The sequence below is a fragment of the Cobetia sp. 3AK genome (assembly GCF_029846335.1).
GTDB classification, from domain to species: domain Bacteria; phylum Pseudomonadota; class Gammaproteobacteria; order Pseudomonadales; family Halomonadaceae; genus Cobetia; species Cobetia marina.
The window spans coordinates 164,178-182,832 of sequence record NZ_JARWKR010000008.1 but is presented as its reverse complement, the minus strand read 5'-3'; the positions used below and the strand labels follow the sequence as shown (position 1 = coordinate 182,832).

15 protein-coding genes are annotated in these 18,655 nt (G+C 63.4%); 11 read left to right on the top strand and 4 right to left on the bottom strand.

What is annotated here, in order from left to right:
- Positions 1-41: 41 nt before the first annotated feature.
- Positions 42-896: a transporter substrate-binding domain-containing protein gene (locus QD228_RS13070; RefSeq protein WP_176493257.1), complete on the bottom strand. Its 855-nt coding sequence runs from the start codon at positions 894-896 to the stop codon at positions 42-44.
- Positions 897-1,517: 621 nt separating this feature from the next.
- On the bottom strand, positions 1,518-2,432 hold the full coding sequence (locus tag QD228_RS13065; RefSeq protein WP_205700440.1) for a MurR/RpiR family transcriptional regulator: 915 nt from the start codon (positions 2,430-2,432) through the stop codon (positions 1,518-1,520).
- A 424-nt stretch (positions 2,433-2,856) separates the two neighbouring features.
- Between QD228_RS13065 and QD228_RS13060 the strand changes: the two genes are divergently transcribed.
- Positions 2,857-3,213, top strand: a complete 357-nt coding sequence (locus QD228_RS13060) for a hypothetical protein (protein ID WP_077376667.1) — start codon at positions 2,857-2,859, stop codon at positions 3,211-3,213.
- Positions 3,210-3,785 carry a hypothetical protein gene (locus tag QD228_RS13055; RefSeq protein ID WP_103751431.1) on the top strand — a complete coding sequence of 192 codons (576 nt, stop codon included), beginning with the start codon at positions 3,210-3,212 and terminating at the stop codon, positions 3,783-3,785. Before QD228_RS13060 ends, QD228_RS13055 begins: the two co-directional genes overlap by 4 nt.
- Before the next feature lie 140 nt (positions 3,786-3,925).
- Here the strand turns inward: QD228_RS13055 and QD228_RS13050 are convergent, their stop codons facing one another.
- Entirely contained in the window at positions 3,926-4,603 is a 678-nt protein-coding gene (locus tag QD228_RS13050) for a TetR family transcriptional regulator C-terminal domain-containing protein (protein ID WP_084209727.1), read from the bottom strand.
- A 340-nt stretch (positions 4,604-4,943) separates the two neighbouring features.
- Here QD228_RS13050 and QD228_RS13045 point away from each other — a divergent pair, with 340 nt between their 5' ends.
- The 9 genes from QD228_RS13045 to QD228_RS13005 all read left to right on the top strand — a co-directional run bounded on the left by QD228_RS13045 (position 4,944) and on the right by QD228_RS13005 (position 17,171).
- Positions 4,944-6,500 carry an FAD binding domain-containing protein gene (locus QD228_RS13045; protein ID WP_279875793.1) on the top strand — a complete coding sequence of 519 codons (1,557 nt, stop codon included), beginning with the start codon at positions 4,944-4,946 and terminating at the stop codon, positions 6,498-6,500.
- Complete coding sequence (gene xdhB, locus QD228_RS13040; RefSeq protein ID WP_279875792.1) at positions 6,478-8,892, top strand: xanthine dehydrogenase molybdopterin binding subunit; 2,415 nt, start codon at positions 6,478-6,480, stop codon at positions 8,890-8,892. The genes QD228_RS13045 and xdhB overlap by 23 nt, the downstream gene beginning before the upstream one ends.
- Complete coding sequence (gene xdhC, locus QD228_RS13035) at positions 8,889-9,887, top strand: xanthine dehydrogenase accessory protein XdhC (RefSeq protein WP_279875791.1); 999 nt, start codon at positions 8,889-8,891, stop codon at positions 9,885-9,887. The genes xdhB and xdhC overlap by 4 nt, the downstream gene beginning before the upstream one ends.
- A complete protein-coding gene (guaD, locus tag QD228_RS13030) occupies positions 9,884-11,428 on the top strand; it encodes a guanine deaminase (protein ID WP_279875790.1) in 1,545 nt (514 codons plus the stop codon). Before xdhC ends, guaD begins: the two co-directional genes overlap by 4 nt.
- Before the next feature lie 186 nt (positions 11,429-11,614).
- Positions 11,615-12,274 (top strand): oxygen-insensitive NAD(P)H nitroreductase, encoded by a 660-nt coding sequence (gene nfsB, locus QD228_RS13025; RefSeq protein WP_077376681.1) that lies wholly within the window; start codon positions 11,615-11,617, stop codon positions 12,272-12,274.
- A 173-nt stretch (positions 12,275-12,447) separates the two neighbouring features.
- Positions 12,448-12,756: a putative quinol monooxygenase gene (locus QD228_RS13020; RefSeq protein ID WP_084208749.1), complete on the top strand. Its 309-nt coding sequence runs from the start codon at positions 12,448-12,450 to the stop codon at positions 12,754-12,756.
- Positions 12,757-13,030: 274 nt separating this feature from the next.
- Positions 13,031-14,461: a solute carrier family 23 protein gene (locus QD228_RS13015; RefSeq protein WP_279875789.1), complete on the top strand. Its 1,431-nt coding sequence runs from the start codon at positions 13,031-13,033 to the stop codon at positions 14,459-14,461.
- A gap of 351 nt (positions 14,462-14,812) precedes the next feature.
- On the top strand, positions 14,813-16,528 hold the full coding sequence (gene ushA / locus QD228_RS13010; RefSeq protein WP_279875788.1) for a bifunctional UDP-sugar hydrolase/5'-nucleotidase UshA: 1,716 nt from the start codon (positions 14,813-14,815) through the stop codon (positions 16,526-16,528).
- A gap of 190 nt (positions 16,529-16,718) precedes the next feature.
- Positions 16,719-17,171 carry an Lrp/AsnC family transcriptional regulator gene (locus tag QD228_RS13005; RefSeq protein WP_077376692.1) on the top strand — a complete coding sequence of 151 codons (453 nt, stop codon included), beginning with the start codon at positions 16,719-16,721 and terminating at the stop codon, positions 17,169-17,171.
- A 20-nt stretch (positions 17,172-17,191) separates the two neighbouring features.
- On the opposite strand, the gene QD228_RS13000 is transcribed toward QD228_RS13005, so the two are convergent.
- A complete protein-coding gene (locus QD228_RS13000) occupies positions 17,192-18,139 on the bottom strand; it encodes a hypothetical protein (RefSeq protein WP_279875787.1) in 948 nt (315 codons plus the stop codon).
- Positions 18,140-18,655: the final 516 nt, after the last annotated feature.

Genomic DNA, 18,655 nt, shown 5'->3' with positions numbered 1-18,655 from the left:
AGCCTCACGGGAAAAGGGAGTCAGGCGTGCGACAGCTCGATTCAGGCATCCAGTGACGGCAGCGGCGCCTTGAACCAGGTCTCGGAGAGCGCGTTGAGCGTGCCGTCCTCGATCCCCTGGGCGATCAGCTCGTTCACGCGCGCCTTGAGCGCCGGCGTGTCATGCCGCATGCCCACATAGCAGGGAGAGTTCTTGAGCGGCAGTACACTGACCGGTACGCGAGAGGGATTGCGTTCGGCGATGGCGGCGGTGACCAGGTTGCCGGTGGCGATCATCTCGACCTGCCCCGACAGGAAGGCCGACAAGGTCGTGTTGTTGTCTTCGAAGCGCTTCACGGTGGTCGATTCCGGCACCACCTTGCTGAGCTCCATGTCTTCCACCGAGCCACGTGTCACGCCGATGGTCTTCTCGCTCAGCCCCTGGGCGGAGTCCACCTCACTGCCCTTCTCACCGAACACGCCGAGGAAGAACGGTGCATAGGCATCGGAGAAATCGATCGCCTTCTCACGCTCCGGATTCTTGCCCAGACTCGAGATCACCAGATCGACCTTGCGGGTCTGCAGATAGGGGATGCGATTGGCCGAAGTGACCGGCACCAGCTCCAGCTTCACGTTCATCTCATCCGCCAGATAACGCGCCATGTCGATATCGTAGCCGCGTGGTTCAAGGTCCGGCCCGACTGAGCCGAACGGCGGGAAGTCCTGGGGCACCGCCACCTTCAGCACTCCGCTGTCGGTGATATCGCTCAGCGCATCCGCACGGGCCGTCAGGGCCGTGGCGGCCAGCGTGCCCCAGACGGCCAGCAGAATTCCCTTGCGCAACCAGTTGCCAAGACGTTGCGTGTTGCCTGTGCGTGATGCGTGCTTGAAGGCCTTGCTCTCGTGACGCTTGCTCATCGGTCGACTCCGGTGTCAGTCAATTCCGAGCGCTGAGGAGAACGACTCATCATGCGCTCGGCGCCCTGGGGCGTTTCATTGTTGTTGGTGGTTATCGCAGTGGTGTTTCGCGAGGGCTTGTCTGGCAATCCCTCTTCAACAAGCCCTGTCTGATGGGCCCTATCGGACGAGTCCTGTCCGCTGACTCCTCGTCGCATTGGCGGGCAACGTGAAACTCAAATCCTGACCAATGAAACAAGTGATTCCCTTATCCATCTTTGCAACGAGTGTGCCAACGCCACGCCAGCAGGGCCCGAACGTGCACGAGGCGCTCGTCTGACAATGGTTCAGGTGATGAAGTGCAGGCGTGAAGACAGGCCAGATGACGGGCCTCAAGAGAGCCTGGGGCGGGCTAGAGGCCGGGCTTGAACACGAGCGGGAAGGCAGTGCGAGGGAGAGAAGTTGCGTTGCACGCCCTCGATGACGCTTCTTCGAACGCACAGTGTCCGGGCGTCATCGACATGAAAAGGGTCGCTGTTGGTGCAATCAGGCAGTTCATGCGCCCTGCGGGTGCGCGCAACCCGCAGGGCGTGAAGCATCGTGATGGGATGGGCGGCAGCGCAGGCAACCGCAATGACACTGCTAGCCGTCTCCCAGCTCCTCGAGTGACTCGAAGGTGTCCGTCACCCGGCGAATCTGGCTGCGACCAGCGACGAGGTCGTCATGCAGCAGGCGTGTGGCCAGCAGGTTGATCTGGCTCATGGCGGCGGCATAGCTGTCGAAAGCGCTGACACTGTCCAGCGGGCAGCGCAGCACATGCTCGATACCGGCAGGAATCTCGCTCAGGCTGTCATCGCAAACCAGCAGTACCGTGCAGGGAGCCTGGCCCAGCCACCCCAGCAGGCGTGCCAGCCCCTGCGGGCGCCGGCGCATGGCGAATATCACCACGGCGTCAGTGGCGCTCAGCCGCGCGACCTCCTCTCCGAGTGACTGGCCCGGCTGGGGCAGGACCGCCACCTGCCCTCTCAATTGCAGCAGTTGCTGGCGCAGATGCAGTGCCAGCGGATAGGCGTTGCGAAAGCCGATGATCTGCAAGCGTTCGGCATTGGCCAGGGTGCGGCCCAGCGCTTCCATGTCGAGCATGTCCAGCGCCGCCAGTGCCTGACGCAGGTTGCGACACTCCTGCTCATAGTGGCGCTGATGGTGGTCTGGCGTGGGCGTGCTCGAGACGACAGGCACGCCCGCATGACGCAGGCTGCGCGCCTGATCACGTGCCTCCCGGAAGTCCTGATAGCCGAGGCGGCGAAACAGGCGACTGACGGTAGCCTTGGAGACATGCGTCAGCCGTGAGAGCTCGGCGGCATTGTAGAGCGCCAGCTCATCCTGATGCGCGAGCAGAAAACGCGCGATACGCTGCTCGTTGGGGGTCAATCGCTCAAGGTGGTGAGTCAGGCGCTGATGCAGGCTCTGGCCTGCCAGCGACGCTGCCGCAGCGCGAGAAGGCATCTCGGAGTCAGTGGCTGAAGCACTGGAGTCATCACGCGTGGCTTGAGTCATGGCGAAGGGTCTCTCTGGTGTCATGGCACCCCGTGGGCCGCCACTCAGGGTCTGATATGGCAACGGGGGACTGGCGTCGCGCCCGGGGCTCAAGGATGCCCCAGACGTCATTGTGCCTCATCACAGTGCAAGCGTCGGGCCAGCGGCAAGGTGACAGTGCATCAATTGCCCTCTCGGGTGGCGGTTGACCCGGGAATTCGGCCCATCACATGAGCTGCAGGGCGGGCGATGACAGGCACGGCCTCAGCACGTGTTCACCAAGTGGTTGTTTTGGCGTAATTCTCCCTGGAGCGGCATGCAGATCGCTAAACATGAAGTGGGCACCCAGCGGGCACAGGCAATGCGCCACCCGACAGGACACCCACCGAACACCAAGATGGCAAATTTACCGATCAAGCGCTCGCGTGGCGCAAGGAGTTGTCTCATGGCCACCTCTACGATGACCACTCTGCTCGATACCTGTCGGGCCATGACTCACAAGCTTGCCGCACAGACCTTCACTCCTCTGACAGTGGGCGCAGAGAAAGCCGCTGATACCCCCGCTTGCGCCTCACAACTGCTGGGCGTGATGGCAATGGGCTACGAAGCTCCGCCCCTGCTGATGTCCTCGCAGGTGAGCGACACCCGTGCGGTCGGTGATATCGACGCATCACGCGTCGCCCAGCAACAGGCCGTCTTTGACCCGAACATCAACCACAAGGTGCATGCGGATTGGGAAGCCGAGCATCGCCATCAGACCCTGTTGCGTCACAGCATGGTCCGTCGGGGCATGCTGGCATGAGTGTCTATACCATCGGCATGGAATGCGGCATGCACATCCCGCTGGAAAACTGCGCAGTGAACGCCGAACCCGTGATGCGCGTGACTTTCGACATCAACGCCGGACTGCATGCCGGCGAGCGCCTGGCGCTCGAGCGGGGCGCCATCCAGTCACTGGCCGACAGTGACAACGCGCTGCTGGCAAGCCTGGAAGCCCAGCTGCCACGTCGCAGCCTCCTGTGGACCTCACGCGGCATCCTGGAAGTCGGCCGTGGCTGGCGCTGGCAGACCTCCCCCGCCAGCCCCAAGGCGCCCTGGCTGGACGCCGTGCACCACAGCTGGCCAAGCCATGCGCCACGCTGGCTGCTCAAGGCGCCGGTGGTCATCGTGTGTGCGGATGCCCTGCCGATTGCCAACCGCACCCGACATCAACGTGATCTTGCCAGACTCTGGCTCACTGCCGATGCCGCACTGATCTATCTGGCGCAGGACGCCCGCGATGGCTGGCAGATGCATCAGCATTGTGAGCCGGAGCAACGCAACGGCGCCCACCTGACGAGCAAGGCCGCGAGTGCACTTGAGCTGGCCAGCTGAGCCTCCTGTTCCGGCTCCCCCTTCCCTCATCTCGACGACATTCCGATGACACGCACCAGCAGACACGACAACGCCCGCGCCGGGAACACCGGAGCGGGCGTTGTCGTGTCTGCCATGACCCATCTGGCCGAACCGATGGCTCAGCGCGGACAGAGACCATCACACAGCGTGCTGGCCACGAAGTCCGCCAGCTGTTCCCAGTCCTCATCCGTGCGCGGCGCACCGCCCAGCTGGTCGATCTGGGCGGCGAAGTCCGCGTAGTGCTGCGTGGTGGACCAGATCAGATAGATGACCCACATCGGCTCCGCCTCGCGCAGCTTGCCAGCTGCCATCCACGCCTTCATCACCTCGCAGCGCGCCTGGACCCACTGACGCAACTCTCCGCTGAGATAGTCACGCAGAAACGGCGCGCCGCTGATCACCTCCGCCGCGAACAGGCGCGATGCCTGTGGGGCCTGGCGTGCCAGCTTGAGCTTGACGCGCACCAGCGCCTCCAGCACCTCGCGCGGGTCATCATCGGCCGTGATGTCCTCAAGTGACGCATTCCAGCGCGTCAGCGTCTGCTCCAGCAGATGCACATAGAGCTTTTCCTTGGAACCGAAGTAATACAGCAGATTGGCCTTGGGCAACTCGGCCACGTCCGCGATCTGCTTGAGTGTGCTGCCACGATAGCCGTGACAGGCAAAGACACACTCGGCAGCTTCCATGATTCGACTTTCCGCCTGCTCACGGGGAGAGCTGGTCGGTGTCGGACTGAATTCCGCACTTCGGGAACGACGAACTTCGGCATACAGGGAAGAAGGAGAATCTGCAGGCATCAGCATCACTCATCAAATAGACGTTATCGTTCGAGCATCTTGACCACAGCACCGGAACATGACCTTCGATTTCGGCCTCACGTCACGATGCTGTGGTCAGAATGCTCACCCCGGGCAGGCGCGATACGCTCGATGCGTCGCTCTCCTGACGCGCAGTTGCGCCACCCACGCAAAAATACCACACCATGGACTGACCATTTGGTCAGATTCTTGCTAGAAATACAACATGAGCTGTTACATTGACACTCGAAGACGCCAATCGGGCCCGCAATGCCCAGATTCGGCTGTGCCATACGCCTGAAGGCACCACAATGACAAGACGACCTGACGGGATGCCTGCATGATCGATTTCACCTTGAACGGACACGCGCGTCAGCTGCCCGCGCCTGCACCGGGAACGACAACGCTTGAAGCCCTTCGCACCTCTCTGGGGCATACCGGCACCAAGGAAGGCTGCGCATCCGGTGACTGCGGCGCCTGCACGATTGCCTTGCAGGTGCCGGGCCAGCCCATGACGACGGTCAATGCCTGCCTGATGCCCGCCCACCAGCTGCAGGATTGCGAGTTGATCACCATCGAGGGACTGGCGAACGAGACCGCCACCTCCTCGCTCTCCCCGGTGCAGCAAGCGCTGGTGACGACCCACGCCAGCCAATGTGGCTTCTGTACCCCGGGCATCGCCATGAGCCTGGCGGTGCTGCACGCCGATCATCAGCTGCGCAGCGCAGAGGGCGAGAGTCTCGATGCCGCGCGGCGCGATCAGATGATCGACCATGCGCTGGGCGGCAATCTGTGCCGCTGCACAGGCTATCGACCGATACGCGAGGCTGCCCATCGCCTGCTGCAGGGAGAATTCGGGCCGGCCACCCTGCTGTCATCCGGGCCGGCAGCTTGTCAGCCCGCCACTGGCGAGGCGAATTCAGCGTCCCGTCGCGAGCGAGATAGCGAACTGAAAGGCTCAAACACCTTCCATCGCCCCACCCGTCTCGAAGAGCTGCTGGCGCTGCGCGCCGCACATCCCCAGGCGCCCTTGATCGCGGGGGGCACGGATCTGATGCTCGAATACACGCAACGCCTGCGTGACTTCCCGGCACTGATCGATACCACGCGTGTCGCGGCCCTTGGCACCATCGAGGAAGGGGAACACGCCGGCCAGGCAGGCTGGTGGATCGGCGCTGCGGTGACCTACCGCCAGCTGATGCCACTGCTGCGTGAACATTATCCCGAGGGCGCGGATCTGCTCACTCGCCTGGGCAGTGAACAGATCCGCAATCGCGGCACGCTGGGCGGCAACATCGGCAACGCCTCACCCATCGGGGACATGCCGCCGCTGTTGATCGCGCTGGAGGCCTATCTCCAGCTGATGAGTGTCGATGGGGAGCGCATCCTCAAGCTTGAGGACTTCTTCCTCGACTACAAGCGCACCCAATTGATGCCGGACGAGATCATCCATTCCCTCTTCCTGCCGCGGCCGGTGCACAATCAGCGGCTGGCGGTCCACAAGCTTTCCAAACGGCGGGATGATGACATCTCCACGCTGCTGGGGGTCTTCGCCTGGCGGCGCGATGCCAGTGGCCATGCTCAGCACTGGCGAGTCGCCTTCGGCGGCATGGCCGGCATTCCGGCACGTGCACCGCATCTCGAGGCACTCCTGAGCCGTGAAACGCTGGAATCACTCACGCCCGCCCAGCTCGACACCCTCACTCGCCACAGGATCGAGCAGGCCATCCAGGCCGATTTCTCGCCTCTCTCGGACGTGCGTGGCTCCCGCGAGTATCGTCTGCTGGCTGCCAGCCATCTGGTCCCCCGAGTGGCGCAGCGAATCCACAATGAACGTCACGCGACTGCCCCCCTCATGCCACTGGAGAGCCTCGATGCGTACCTTGCACAGTCTTGAGTCCGACCCCAGTGCCACTCCGGCCACGAACGCTTCGCCGTCACATCAGCATGAGAGCGCCGAGCGTCACGTCAGTGGCACGGCACGCTACGTGGACGACCTGCCACTGCCCGCAGGCACGCTGCACCTGGCCATCGGCATGAGCGAGGTCGCGCATGCCACTCTGGATTCCCTGGCTCTTGATGCGGTGCGGGCCGCCCCCGGCGTCGTCTGTGTGCTCAGCGCTTCAGACATCCCCGGCCACCGCGATGTCGGCCCGGTCTTCCCCGGCGATCCGCTGCTGGTCAGTGATCGCATCAGTCATCATGGTCAGGCGCTGTTCGTGGTTGCCGCCGAGAGCGAGCGGGCGGCGCGTCAGGCGGCGCGACTGGCCAAGGTGGCGGTGACCCCCTTGCCACTGACGCTTGATCCCTGCCAGGCCGCCAGTCGCGGTGATCTGGTGCGCCCGACCCATACCCAGGCACGTCTGGCCAACGGCCGGGCAGCGACACGCGAAAGCGTCAGCGAACGACTTGCCAGATCCGCCTGGCAATTGGACGGCGAGCTTGAGAGTGGTGGACAGGAACACTTCTATCTGGAGAGCCAGGCAGCGCTGGCCTTGCCGGGTGAAGACGACGAGATGCTGGTGCACAGCTCGTCCCAGCACCCCAGTGAAGTCCAGAAGCTGATCGCCGAGGTGCTGGGCGTGCCCTTCCATGCCATCACGGTGGAAACCCGTCGCATGGGAGGCGGCTTCGGCGGCAAGGAAACCCAGGCCGCGCCGGTGGCATGTCTGGCAGCCCTGGTGGCGCGCCGTACGGGGCGGGCCGCCAGACTGCGACTGCCCCGCAATGACGACATGCGCCTGACCGGCAAGCGCCATCCCTTCCATCACCGCTACCAGTTCGGTGTCGATGACAGCGGGCGCATCGACACCGCCATCATCGAGCTGACCGGCGACTGCGGCCACTCGCCGGATCTGTCGGATGCCATCGTCGATCGGGCCATGTTCCATGCCGACAACGCCTATTACCTCGGCAATGCCCATGTACGCGGTATCCGTGCCCGCACCAACGTGGCGTCCAACACCGCCTTCCGCGGCTTCGGTGGTCCGCAGGGCATGCTCGCCATCGAGGCGGCCATGGAGGATATCGCAAGGCGTCTGGGGCGCGACCCGCTGGAGATCCGCAAGCGCAACCTCTACTGCGAGGGCCGTGAGACCACGCATTATGGCCAGCACGTCAATCAGTACCCACTGCTCACCACGCTGATCGACCAGCTCGAGGCGCAGGGCGACTACTGGGCGCGTCGTGCCGAGATTCGCGCCTTCAATGCCGCCAATCCGGTGGTGAAGAAGGGGCTGGCGCTGACGCCGGTGAAGTTCGGCATCTCCTTTACCGCCAAGCACCTCAATCAGGCCGGCGCCCTGGTGCATGTCTATACCGATGGCAGCGTGCAGGTGAATCATGGCGGCACCGAGATGGGCCAGGGCCTGCACACCAAGATCACTCAGGTCGCGGCCCGTGAGCTGGGCCTGAGCGTGGACAGGGTGCGCATCACCGCCACGCGCACCGACAAGGTACCCAACACCTCACCGACCGCGGCAAGTTCGGGAGCGGACCTCAACGGCATGGCCACACGTGATGCCTGCCTGCGCCTCAAGGCGCGCCTGCTCGACTTCGCCGCCGAACATCTCGCCCAGCCACGCGCCAGCCTGAGCCTCAACGATGGCGAACTGCATGGCCCGAGCGGCGTACTGATGACATGGGGGGAGCTGATCCAGGCGGCGTATCTGGAACGCATCTCGCTCTCCGAGAAGGGCTTCTATGCCACCCCGGACATCCACTACGACCGCGAAAGCGGCACCGGACACCCCTTCTACTACTACGCCTTCGGCGCGGCGCTGTGTGAAGTGGTCGTCGATACCTTGAGCGGCGAATACCGACTGGAAAGCGCCGAGATCCTGCACGACGTGGGAGATTCGCTCAATCCGGCCATCGACATCGGTCAGATAGAAGGCGGCTTCGTGCAGGGCATGGGCTGGCTGACGACGGAGGAACTCAAGTGGAACGAGGAGGGTCGCCTGCTGACCGATGGCCCGGCCACCTACAAGATACCCACCATCAGCGACGTGCCCGACGGCGCGATCACGGTACGCCTGCTGGAAGGACATCCCAACTCGGCCGCCAGCATCTATCGCTCCAAGGCGGTGGGTGAGCCCCCCTTCATGCTCGCCATCAGCGTGTGGGCGGCGCTGCGCGATGCGCTGGCCTCGTTGACCGACTACCGCCGCGCAGTGCGCCTGGATACCCCTGCCACGCCGGAGCGCGTGATGCTGGCGGCGCGCGAGCAGCGTGACTGGCAGGAGCAGCACGCCACTGCCGGCGCAGAGCCAACGCAGGTGCCGTCATGAGTGCAATCAAGAGGGCAATCAAGAGTGCCGCGACCAGCCGCTGGTATCAGGCGCTCGCCGAGGCACAGGCAGCGTTGACGGCCCATGCCCTGGCCACCGTGGTGACGGTGGCGGGCTCCGCCCCGCGAGGTGCCGGCAGCAAGATGCTGATCACCCCGGATACGCTGCACGACAGCCTCGGCGGCGGTCGGCTGGAGCAGCTGGTGGTGGAGCGCGCTCGAGCGATGCTGGCGCAGGGACAATCGGGCTGTCATCTCGAGGAGATCGCGCTGGGCCAGCATGCTCAACAATGCTGTGGTGGCCACGTGCAGGTATTGATCGAGCTGTATCCGGCGCTTGCGCCACGGCTGACCCTGTTCGGCGCCGGCCATGTCGGTCAGGCCATCGTTCACCTGCTGGCGCCGCTGGACTGGCAGATCGACTGGCGGGATTCACGCGCCGAGCAGCTCGAGTCCGCCACGATTCCTGCGGGCAGTGAGGGCCGTGTGCAGCGCCAGACATTCAATATCCTGACGGACCTGCCGCTCTCGAAAGCGGCGCCGGCCTCCGATTCGCTGCCAGTGAGGGCGGGCAGTCATGTGCTGGTATTGACCCATGATCATGTCGAGGACCAGGCGCTGGTGGCGGCTCTTGCACCGCGTGATGACCTGGCCTCGTTGGGGCTGATCGGCTCCAGCAGCAAGTGGGCGCGCTTTCGCCAGCGCCTGCGCGGCGATCTCGACGAGCACGAGGTCGCCCGCATTCGCTGCCCGATCGGTGTGCCGGGGATTCCGGGCAAACGCCCCGAGGAGATCGCGATCGCGGTGGTGGCCGAACTGCTTCAGTTGCAGGCCAGCCGAGCCGCCCAGCAGACCGACGACGCGAACTCCCCAATCTCGTCACACCCCCCATCATTGGACGGCAATGGCCTGACGCGCAAGGGTGCCCGCCAGCTGCGCGCCCGCCTTGCCCCTGACGCGATGCACCAGACAGAACCGACACGGAAGGCCGAATGATGACTGACCAAGACACCCCGCTATCTGTGGCCTGCCACCTGGATGACCGCCGACTGACGGCGGCGCTGCGCTCGGCCGCAAAGGCGCCAGAAAGCGTCAGCCTGTTGCGTGGCGCCCTGCTGCACTTCCTGGATGTGCCTCTGGACGACCCGCAAGGAACGCTTGCGTCAGGCGAGCGGGACCCCGCCATCGAGTACTACGCGGATGCCCTGCTGGTGATGCACGCCGGCCATGTGGTCGCCGTGGGGGATCACCACACGCTTGCCCGGCATGATGCCGTGAGTGAACTGATGCGCCTGAGCCCGCCGCACAGCGTCACCGGTCTGATGATGCCAGGCTTCATCGATACCCACGTGCACTTCCCGCAGCTGGATATCATCGCAAGCTATGGTCACTGCCTGATCGACTGGCTGAATACCTACACCTTCCCCGCCGAGCAGCGCTTTGCCGACCCCGCGCACGCCGCCGAGGTCGCCGAGATCTTCCTTGATGAGCTGCTGCGTCATGGCTCCACCAGTGCCCAGGTGTTTGCCACCTCGCATGCCAGCAGTGCCGATGCCCTGTTCCGGGCCGCGCGGAGCCGCGACATGCGTGTGCATGCCGGTCGCGTGATGATGGATCGCAATGCGCCGCCGGCACTGCTCGATTCAGGCGTCACCGCGCTCAAGGACGATGAGCGGCTGATCGCGGACTGGCACGGGCGTGATCGCCTCGGCTATGTGCTGACCCCGCGCTTCGCCCCGACCTCCACCCCCGAGCAGCTCAAGGCCGCCGGTCAACTGCTCAAGTGCCAGCCGGACCTGCACCTGCAGACCCATCTGGCCGAGAACCTCGATGAAGTGAAGTGGGTGGCGGAACTGTTCCCCGAGGCTCGGGATTATCTGGCGGTCTATGAGGATGTCGGCCTGAGTCACGAGCGCACCACCTTCGCCCACGGCATCCACCTGGACGATGGCATGCGCCAGCGCATCGCGGATCGTGGCGCCAGCATCGCCTTCTGTCCGACCTCCAACCTGTTCCTCGGCAGCGGGCTGTTCGATCGCGCCAGCGCCCGCCATCAGGGGATCAACATCAGCATCGCCACCGATGTCGGCGGTGGCTCCAGCCTGTGTCAGCTGGAGAGCCTCAAGGCAGCCTATCAGGTCGGTCAGTTGCACGGTGCGGTCGCCCATGATGTGGCGGGGCTTGCGTCACGTGCCAACCAGCCACTGACGCCCTGGCAGGGCTTCTATCAATTGACGCTGGGCAATGCGCGCGCCATGCGGCTGGAGGACAAGGTCGGCAACCTGCGTCCGGGGATGGAGGCGGACGTGATCGTGCTCGACCCCACGGCGACTCACTTGCTGGCGCGGCGTACCCGCTGGGGACAGCCACAGCAGGTACCGCTGGGGGAGGTGCTGTTCGCCCTGATGATGCTCGGGGATGACCGCGCGATTCGCGAGGTGCATGTGGCGGGCCGCTGCCGCAAACGGCACGGCATGCTGCTGAGTGATCACCCCGCTGCGAAGACACGCCCACATGCTGAAGCATTAATGCCCTGAGGGCATCACAGGGGTGACAACATGCTGACAAATGGTGCCAATTTATAGAATTGGTGCCATTTTTTCATCATAAAGGTGCGTGAGACATGGATACTCAACGCTGAGTCCACTCGTTATGATGGCGCCATCTTCTTTCAACGTCCTGGGCACCCTCAGAGGTGTCGACGCATTACGAGGTCCGTCATCATGACTCCCACTGCCATCATGCAACGTCGTTATTCCACCAAGGCCTTCGATCCGGCGCGCAAGATCAGCGCCGCCGACTGGCAGGAACTGGAAAACGTGATGCGCCTGAGCGCTTCCAGCGTCAATTCCCAACCGTGGCACTTCCTGGTGCTGGAGTCTGACGATGCCAAGCAGCGCTTCGCACGCGCCGGTACGGATGACAAGTACGCCTTCAACTCGCCGAAGATCACCAATGCGTCTCACGTCGTGCTGTTCTGCACCCGCACTACCCTGGACGACGACTACCTGAACCATCTGCTGGATACCGAAGCCTCTGATGGTCGCTTCAAGAAGGATGACGAGTTCAGCGCCATGATGGACGGCGCGCGTCGTCTGTTCATCGACCTGCATCGTCATGATCTCAAGGACATGCAGCACTGGATGGACAAGCAGGTTTACCTCAATTACGGCAGCCTGCTGTATGCCGCCTCCAGCCTGAACATCGACACCGTGCCGCTGGAAGGTATCGACCCGGTAGCGCTGGACGCCGAATTCGGGCTGCGCGAGAAAGGCTTCAACGCCCTGGTCGCCGTGAGCCTTGGCTATCGCGCCGCTGACGACTTCAATGCGGAACTGCCCAAGTCCCGACTGCCGGCAGACGAACTCTTCACTCGCCTGTAAGCGCAGGGGACATCGAGCGGCGGGCAGCGCATTCCCCCACGGGGCTCCGTGCCTGCCGCATTGCATCCGCCCATCGGACATGACACCGTTTCTGCTCATGTCCCATCGTCTGCCGGTCACGTGGGGCATCGGCTTCACGCGTCATCATTTTCGTTCACGAAAGGATTCATGCCATGTCTCTCAAGCTTATCGCGACTCTGACCTTCCCCGCCGACCAGCAGGAAAAGGCCCGTGACATTCTCGCCGACCTGGTCGAGAAGAGTCAGTCCGACAAGGGCTGTCTGCAATATGAACTCTTCGCGGTAGACAAGCAGGTCGAGGAAGGCGAGCCGGTCCCGGAAGGCGACTTCGTGGTACTGGAGGAATGGTGGGATGAAGAAGCGCTGGAAGCCCACGTGGCATCCGAGCACTTCCAGGGCTTCCTGGGGGCCTTCGCGGAAGGCGAGATCGGCCTCAAGATCCAGCGTCTGCTGACAGTCTGACGCCAGCCGCTTGACCCTGCACCCGCTTGCCCGGGCCACAGGGACGTCAATTCCAGGACCCCGCCGAGTCACGCTCGGCGGGGTCCTGCGTTATCCGGCCAGTCATCGAGTGCCTCGGCGACAAGACGTCGTGACAGCAAAAGACACCTGATATTGGTTCACTTCTTGCTTATAATTGCCCGCCCGCGAATCGCATGGCGTGATCACGCATCGTCATCCTCGATCATCAGCCCCATTCCTCCCGCATTTGCCGCGAGCCGACAAGGAGCGTCCCATGACCCAAGCTTCCTCCCAGCACAAGGGGATCGACGAGCCACTGCTCGGCCTCGAGAGCTGCCCCTCCGTTCCCATCTCGGCGCTCGCCGGGGCCCAGCATCTGCTGGCCAGTCTGGCGGGCATCATTGCACCGACATTGATCATCACCAGTGCGCTATCGCTCGGGGCCTACACCGCCAGTCTGCTGTCGATGGCGCTGGTGGTCTCCGGGATCGCCACCTGGATTCAATCCCAGCGCCTGGGGCCATTCGGTTCGGGGCTGTTGAGCATCCAGGGCACCAGCTTCAGCTTCGTATCAGCCTTGATCACCGCCGGCCTGATCGCGCGCAGCCAGAATGCCAGTGACGAACAGGTGCTGGCGGTACTGTTCGGCACCTGTCTGGCCGGCAGCCTGATCGAGATGGCATTGGGCACGGTGCTGCCATGGCTCAAGCGCGTCATCACACCGGTGGTGACGGGCGTAGTGGTGATGCTGATCGGGTTGAGTCTGATCGAGGTCGGCATGACGGATATCGGTGGCGGCTTCGGTGCCGCGGACTTCGGCGCCCCCGCCAATCTGGCGCTGGCCGGCTGCGTGCTGATCACGGTACTGGCCTGTCAGGTCTCGCGTCACCCGTGGCTGAGAATCGCCTCCATCTTCATCGGCATGGCCGTCGGCTGCATCATCGCGGCGCTGGGCGGCATGTACGATGCGCCACAACTGGCGGATGCCGCACTGATCGCTCTGCCGCATCCGGCGACGCTGAATACCGGCTTCGACTTCTCGCTGGCCGCCTTCCTGCCAGTGGCCTTCATCTTCATTATCACCGCCATCGAGACCGTCGGCGATCTCACCGGCAGCGCACGCGCCTCGGGGCTTGCCGTGGATGACGACACGCATCAGAAGCGTCTGCGCGGCGGTGTGCTCGGGGATGGCCTGAATTCCGCACTCGGTGCGCTGGCCGGCACCTTCCCCAACACCACCTTCAGCCAGAACACCGGCGTGATCCAGCTGACCGGTATCGCCAGCCGCCATGTGGGCCGCTACGTGGCGGGCTTCCTGCTGTTGCTGGGCCTGTCGCCCTTCATCGCCACCCTGCTCACGCAGATGCCGCGCCCGGTGCTCGGTGCCACCACCACGCTGATGTTCGCGCTGATCGCCGTCTCCGGCATCCGCATCCTGATGGCGCAGCCCATCGGGCGTCGCGAGATGATGATCATCGCGCTGGCCCTGGGGCTTGGTCTGGGCGTCGGCATGGTACCGGATGTGCTGAACGCGATTCCGGGGGCCTTCGCCGATGCCTTGCGCTCGCCGATCACCATGGGCGGCCTGACTGCCATCCTCGCCGAGTTGCTGCTGCCGAAGATGGAAGATGCCGAGGTGTTCAATCCCAAAGCGAGTGAGCGTGAGTCCACCGACAGCATCAGCGCAGATCAGGAACACGCCTGAGCCGCAGGCGCCGCAATGAGACATGAAAAAACCGGCGCATCATTGGCCGGTTTTTTCATGTCGGTCACCTCTTGAGGCCAGTCGCGCTTCTACAGGTCAGCCACACTTCTTCACGCCATTCGCTGACGCACGCAAACGGCGTACAGCTCGCACTTCCTGAGCAGGTCATCCAATCTCCACAATGGCAAGACAGACTCGTACAGCGGTGTGCCTTGCCATCGGTTACCCTTCACCCACTACACATAAGCGCTTTCTCATCAACAGTCATGCAATCGGCACCCTGACAATCAGCACTTTCAGGCTGGAAGGCGCCATAGCGCCTCGGAGCCAGACACAAGGAACGTATCGCTCATGCTGAATACTCGACTCACCTCATCAAACGCGCCGGGCTTGCGCGCATCCCCCCGCTCGCGCCTGGCGCTGAAGACCCTGCTGGGGGCTGCATTGCTGAGCACGCTCAGCGCCTGCGCCACCCATCAGGACCATGAATGGCAGGCAGACACGTCCTATCACCTGACGGTGCTGCACACCAATGATCATCACGGTCGCTTCTGGCGCAGCAGCGATGGCGAATACGGCATGTCGGCACGCAAGACGCTGGTCGACCGTATCCGCGCCGAAGTGGAATCCGAGGGTGGCAGCGTGCTGCTGCTGTCCGGCGGAGACATCAATACCGGCGTGCCGGAGTCCGACCTGCAGCAGGCCGAACCCGACTTCAAGGGCATGAACCGCATCGGCTATGACGCCATGGCGGTGGGCAATCATGAATTCGACAACCCGCTGGACGTGCTGCTCAAGCAGCGCGACTGGGCCGATTTCCCGATGCTGGCCGCCAACATCTACGACAAGGCCACCGGCGAGCGTCTGTTCGCGCCCTACAGGATCTTCGATGAAAACGGCGTCCATATCGCGGTGATCGGCCTGACCACCGAAGACACCGTGCGCATCGGCAATCCCGAGTACTTCAGCAATCTCGAGTTTCGCGATCCCAAGGAAGAGGCACGCAAGGTCATCGAGCAACTGAACGAGCATGAGCAGCCGGACCTGATCTTCGCCGTCACCCACATGGGGCATTATCAGAATGCCGAGCATGGCATCAACGCGCCGGGCGACGTCGCGCTTGCGCGCTACCTGCCCACCGGTGCGCTGGACATGATCGTCGGAGGGCACTCCCAGGAGCCGGTGTGCATGGAGGGCGTCAACCGGATGGCGGACTTTGCGCCCGGCGATGATTGCCAGCCGGACCGCCAGAACGGCACCTACATCGTGCAGGCACACGAGTGGGGCAAATACGTGGGGCGTGCCGATTACGAGTTCCGCAATGGCGAACTGACCATGCTCAACTATCAGCTGATCCCGGTGAACCTCAAGAAGACCGTCGAAGTGAACGGCGAGCGTCACAAGGTGCTGGTCAAGGAGGAAATCGCCGAGGACAGTGAGCTGCTCGAGTTCCTGCGCCCCTATCAGGAGAAGGGCCAGGCGCAGCTCAATGTCACCGTCGCGCAGAGCAACGGCAAGCTGGAGGGGGATCGCGACGTGGTGCGCTTTGCCCAGACCAATCTGGGCCGCCTGATCGCCACCGCCGCCATGCAGGCCGGCAAGGCAGACTTCGGCGTGATGAACTCAGGTGGCGTGCGCGCCTCATTGCCTGAAGGAGAGATCACCTACAAGGATGTGCTGACCGTACTGCCCTTCGGCAACACCGTGGGGGTCGTCAGCATGTCGGGCAGCGAGGTGCTCGACTACCTCAATGCCGTGGCGACCCAGCCGGTGGACTCCGGCGCCTATGCCCAGTTTGCCGGTATCAGCATGCAGGTCGACCGGGCCGAGGGCAGCGTCTCTGACGTGATGATCCAGGGCCAGCCCCTGGACAGAAGCGCGCAATATCGCTTTACCGTCCCGAGCTTCAATGCCGCCGGCGGGGATGGCTATCCGAAGGTCACTGACCTGCCGGGCTACCTGGATACCGGCTTCGTCGATGCCGATGTGCTCAAGGCCTACCTTGCCGAGCAGAGCCCGATCGATGTCTCGGCGTACGCCCCGAAGGGCGAGATCGTCTATCAGTGACGCTCAACGCGTTCGCGACGCGATGTGATCGAATGAGATAGACCACTACGGGACGCCAAGGCGTCCCGTAGTCGTTTCCAGAGCCGGGATATCCTCACCAGAGGCTGACGTCGGACTATACAAGTGCGGATCGCACAGGTTTGATAAGCCATGCGCACCACCACCACAAAGACCGTCGAGACCCTGGCCCATGAACCTCAACCGCACCGACAGCGAACTGCTCAACCTGCTGATCAAGGACGGCCGCATGTCCTATGCCGACATCGCCCGCAAGCTGGGCATCTCGCGTGCCCATGCCCGCTCACGGGTCCAGGCATTGGTCGAGAGTGGCGTGATCGAGCAGTTCACCGCCGTCATCAACCCGGACAAGCTCGGCAAGGGCATCTCCACCTTCGTGGACCTGACCGTCGCGCCCAGCGCCATCGAGCGCATCGCCGAGGAGCTTTCCGCCTGTGTCGAGGTGGTCAGCCTCTACATCATGAGCGACCTGAAAAGCCTGCACATCCACACCCTCACCGACAGCTACGAAGCCTTCGACAGCTTCGTGCGCGAACATATCTTCAATCGTGACGAGATACTCTCCGTCGACTGCAAGTCGCTGATGACACGCGTGAAGCACCGTCGTGGCGGCGCGCGGCTATAAGCACGCGCCGGGGTCGCGAATCAATGCATGCGACCCAACCCACGCAGCAAGCGCATGGTGACCCACAGAAAGCCCAGCGGGAACAGCACCGTCTGGGTGATGAACAGCATGGTGAGGTCGATCACCTTGTCGGTCATGGCATCAAAGCCCTCGGTGACACTGGTGATCGGCCCACCGACCCAGCCTTCCATGCTGCCCTTGAACTGCTGCCACCAGCTGCGCTCTTCGTGCTCGCCTCCCACCTGCTTGTCCGCCACTTCCGCCAGCTGCTGCTGCGTCACGCTCAGCTGCGCCATCTGCGCATCTCGGCTGTCATCGAGAAAGGCCTGACCTGCCGCACCACTGGCCAGCGCGACACTGAGCACGGCAAAGCGCAGCGCGATGCCCCATAGCGCCAGGCGCACGAGTGCCTGCTGCCACCAGGGAGGGACGCGCCCGGCTTCGCTGTCTGCCCGCCTGCCCTCGGCCAGCAGGCCGAACACCGCCAGCAGGCAGGCCACGGTAGTCATGCTCTTGATGATCACGGAACCGGAGATGCCCAGCAGCAATTTCTGCAGCGCCAATGAGCCGGTGGCCGCGAACATCACCCACGAGAAGCGCTCGATCATGTCATTGGCGGGGTCCAGCGCCTCCCCGGGCGAGACCTGAAATACCTGCAGGTCGATGGTCGAGGACTGCAGCACCGAGATGGTCGCGTTCAGGCCCTTGGCGATGGCGAAGGCACTGAAGGCCTGCCCCAGGGTGGCATCGATGACATCGCGTGCCCACTGCTGGGGCAGCTCCCACCAGGCAAGCACTGCCATTACCAGCAGGATGGCGATCAGGAAGGCGCGGGGTATTCGCGCGTCAGTGGGTGCGCCGGGGGCGGCAGGCAGGCGCACGCCAGCATGTTTCGCGAAAGGCGTGGAGGAGACGGCAGACGTGGCCGGCGTGGGAGAAGCGGAATCGTCAGAATCATGAGGTGACATGCAAGGCTCCAACAGGGCAAAGCCGCATGATGCCACCGGGCTTGCTGACTGTCGTCATCGCCCGGCAATCACCGGCCCCGTTCATGTCCCTGTCGGCTCTCTCCGCCCAGCTCTCTCTTCTCCCTGCCCCCGTCCCTATCAGCCCACGCACCGCTCAGCCCTCTCGTGCCAAGCCCTTTCCTGACAGCCTCGCTCAGAGGTAATGCACCGCGATGACTCAAGCGCACCGTAATGCGGCAAGCATGACAATTGGTCATCACCACCCCACATTCGCGAGCCAGATGTCACCTTCCGTGATGCTATCGATGAACAAATGCCGCGATTGGCGTCATCTTCTGACATTTGTCAGGCACTGAACTCCGCACATCAGCGGCTCCACGGTCTCACATGTGCAACTCCGGAGACGCATGCGCGCATTCTCAACGGAAAACAGCGCCCTCTACCTGTACATATTTCATTGAAATAATTGGAAAAATTTCTCAGGCGGCGAAATGGCACACGGCTTGCAGAGTCATC

Bases quoted from the DNA above. Each gene is read 5' to 3' on its own strand.
- QD228_RS13070 (WP_176493257.1), bottom strand. From the start codon at position 896: ATGAGCAAGCGTCACGAGAGCAAGGCCTTCAAGCACGCATCACGCACA.
- QD228_RS13065 (WP_205700440.1), bottom strand. From the start codon at position 2,432: ATGACTCAAGCCACGCGTGATGACTCCAGTGCTTCAGCCACTGACTCC.
- QD228_RS13060 (WP_077376667.1), top strand. From the start codon at position 2,857: ATGGCCACCTCTACGATGACCACTCTGCTCGATACCTGTCGGGCCATG.
- QD228_RS13055 (WP_103751431.1), top strand. From the start codon at position 3,210: ATGAGTGTCTATACCATCGGCATGGAATGCGGCATGCACATCCCGCTG.
- QD228_RS13050 (WP_084209727.1), bottom strand. From the start codon at position 4,603: ATGCCTGCAGATTCTCCTTCTTCCCTGTATGCCGAAGTTCGTCGTTCC.
- QD228_RS13045 (WP_279875793.1), top strand. From the start codon at position 4,944: ATGATCGATTTCACCTTGAACGGACACGCGCGTCAGCTGCCCGCGCCT.
- xdhB (WP_279875792.1), top strand. From the start codon at position 6,478: ATGCGTACCTTGCACAGTCTTGAGTCCGACCCCAGTGCCACTCCGGCC.
- xdhC (WP_279875791.1), top strand. From the start codon at position 8,889: ATGAGTGCAATCAAGAGGGCAATCAAGAGTGCCGCGACCAGCCGCTGG.
- guaD (WP_279875790.1), top strand. From the start codon at position 9,884: ATGATGACTGACCAAGACACCCCGCTATCTGTGGCCTGCCACCTGGAT.
- nfsB (WP_077376681.1), top strand. From the start codon at position 11,615: ATGACTCCCACTGCCATCATGCAACGTCGTTATTCCACCAAGGCCTTC.
- QD228_RS13020 (WP_084208749.1), top strand. From the start codon at position 12,448: ATGTCTCTCAAGCTTATCGCGACTCTGACCTTCCCCGCCGACCAGCAG.
- QD228_RS13015 (WP_279875789.1), top strand. From the start codon at position 13,031: ATGACCCAAGCTTCCTCCCAGCACAAGGGGATCGACGAGCCACTGCTC.
- ushA (WP_279875788.1), top strand. From the start codon at position 14,813: ATGCTGAATACTCGACTCACCTCATCAAACGCGCCGGGCTTGCGCGCA.
- QD228_RS13005 (WP_077376692.1), top strand. From the start codon at position 16,719: ATGAACCTCAACCGCACCGACAGCGAACTGCTCAACCTGCTGATCAAG.
- QD228_RS13000 (WP_279875787.1), bottom strand. From the start codon at position 18,139: ATGTCACCTCATGATTCTGACGATTCCGCTTCTCCCACGCCGGCCACG.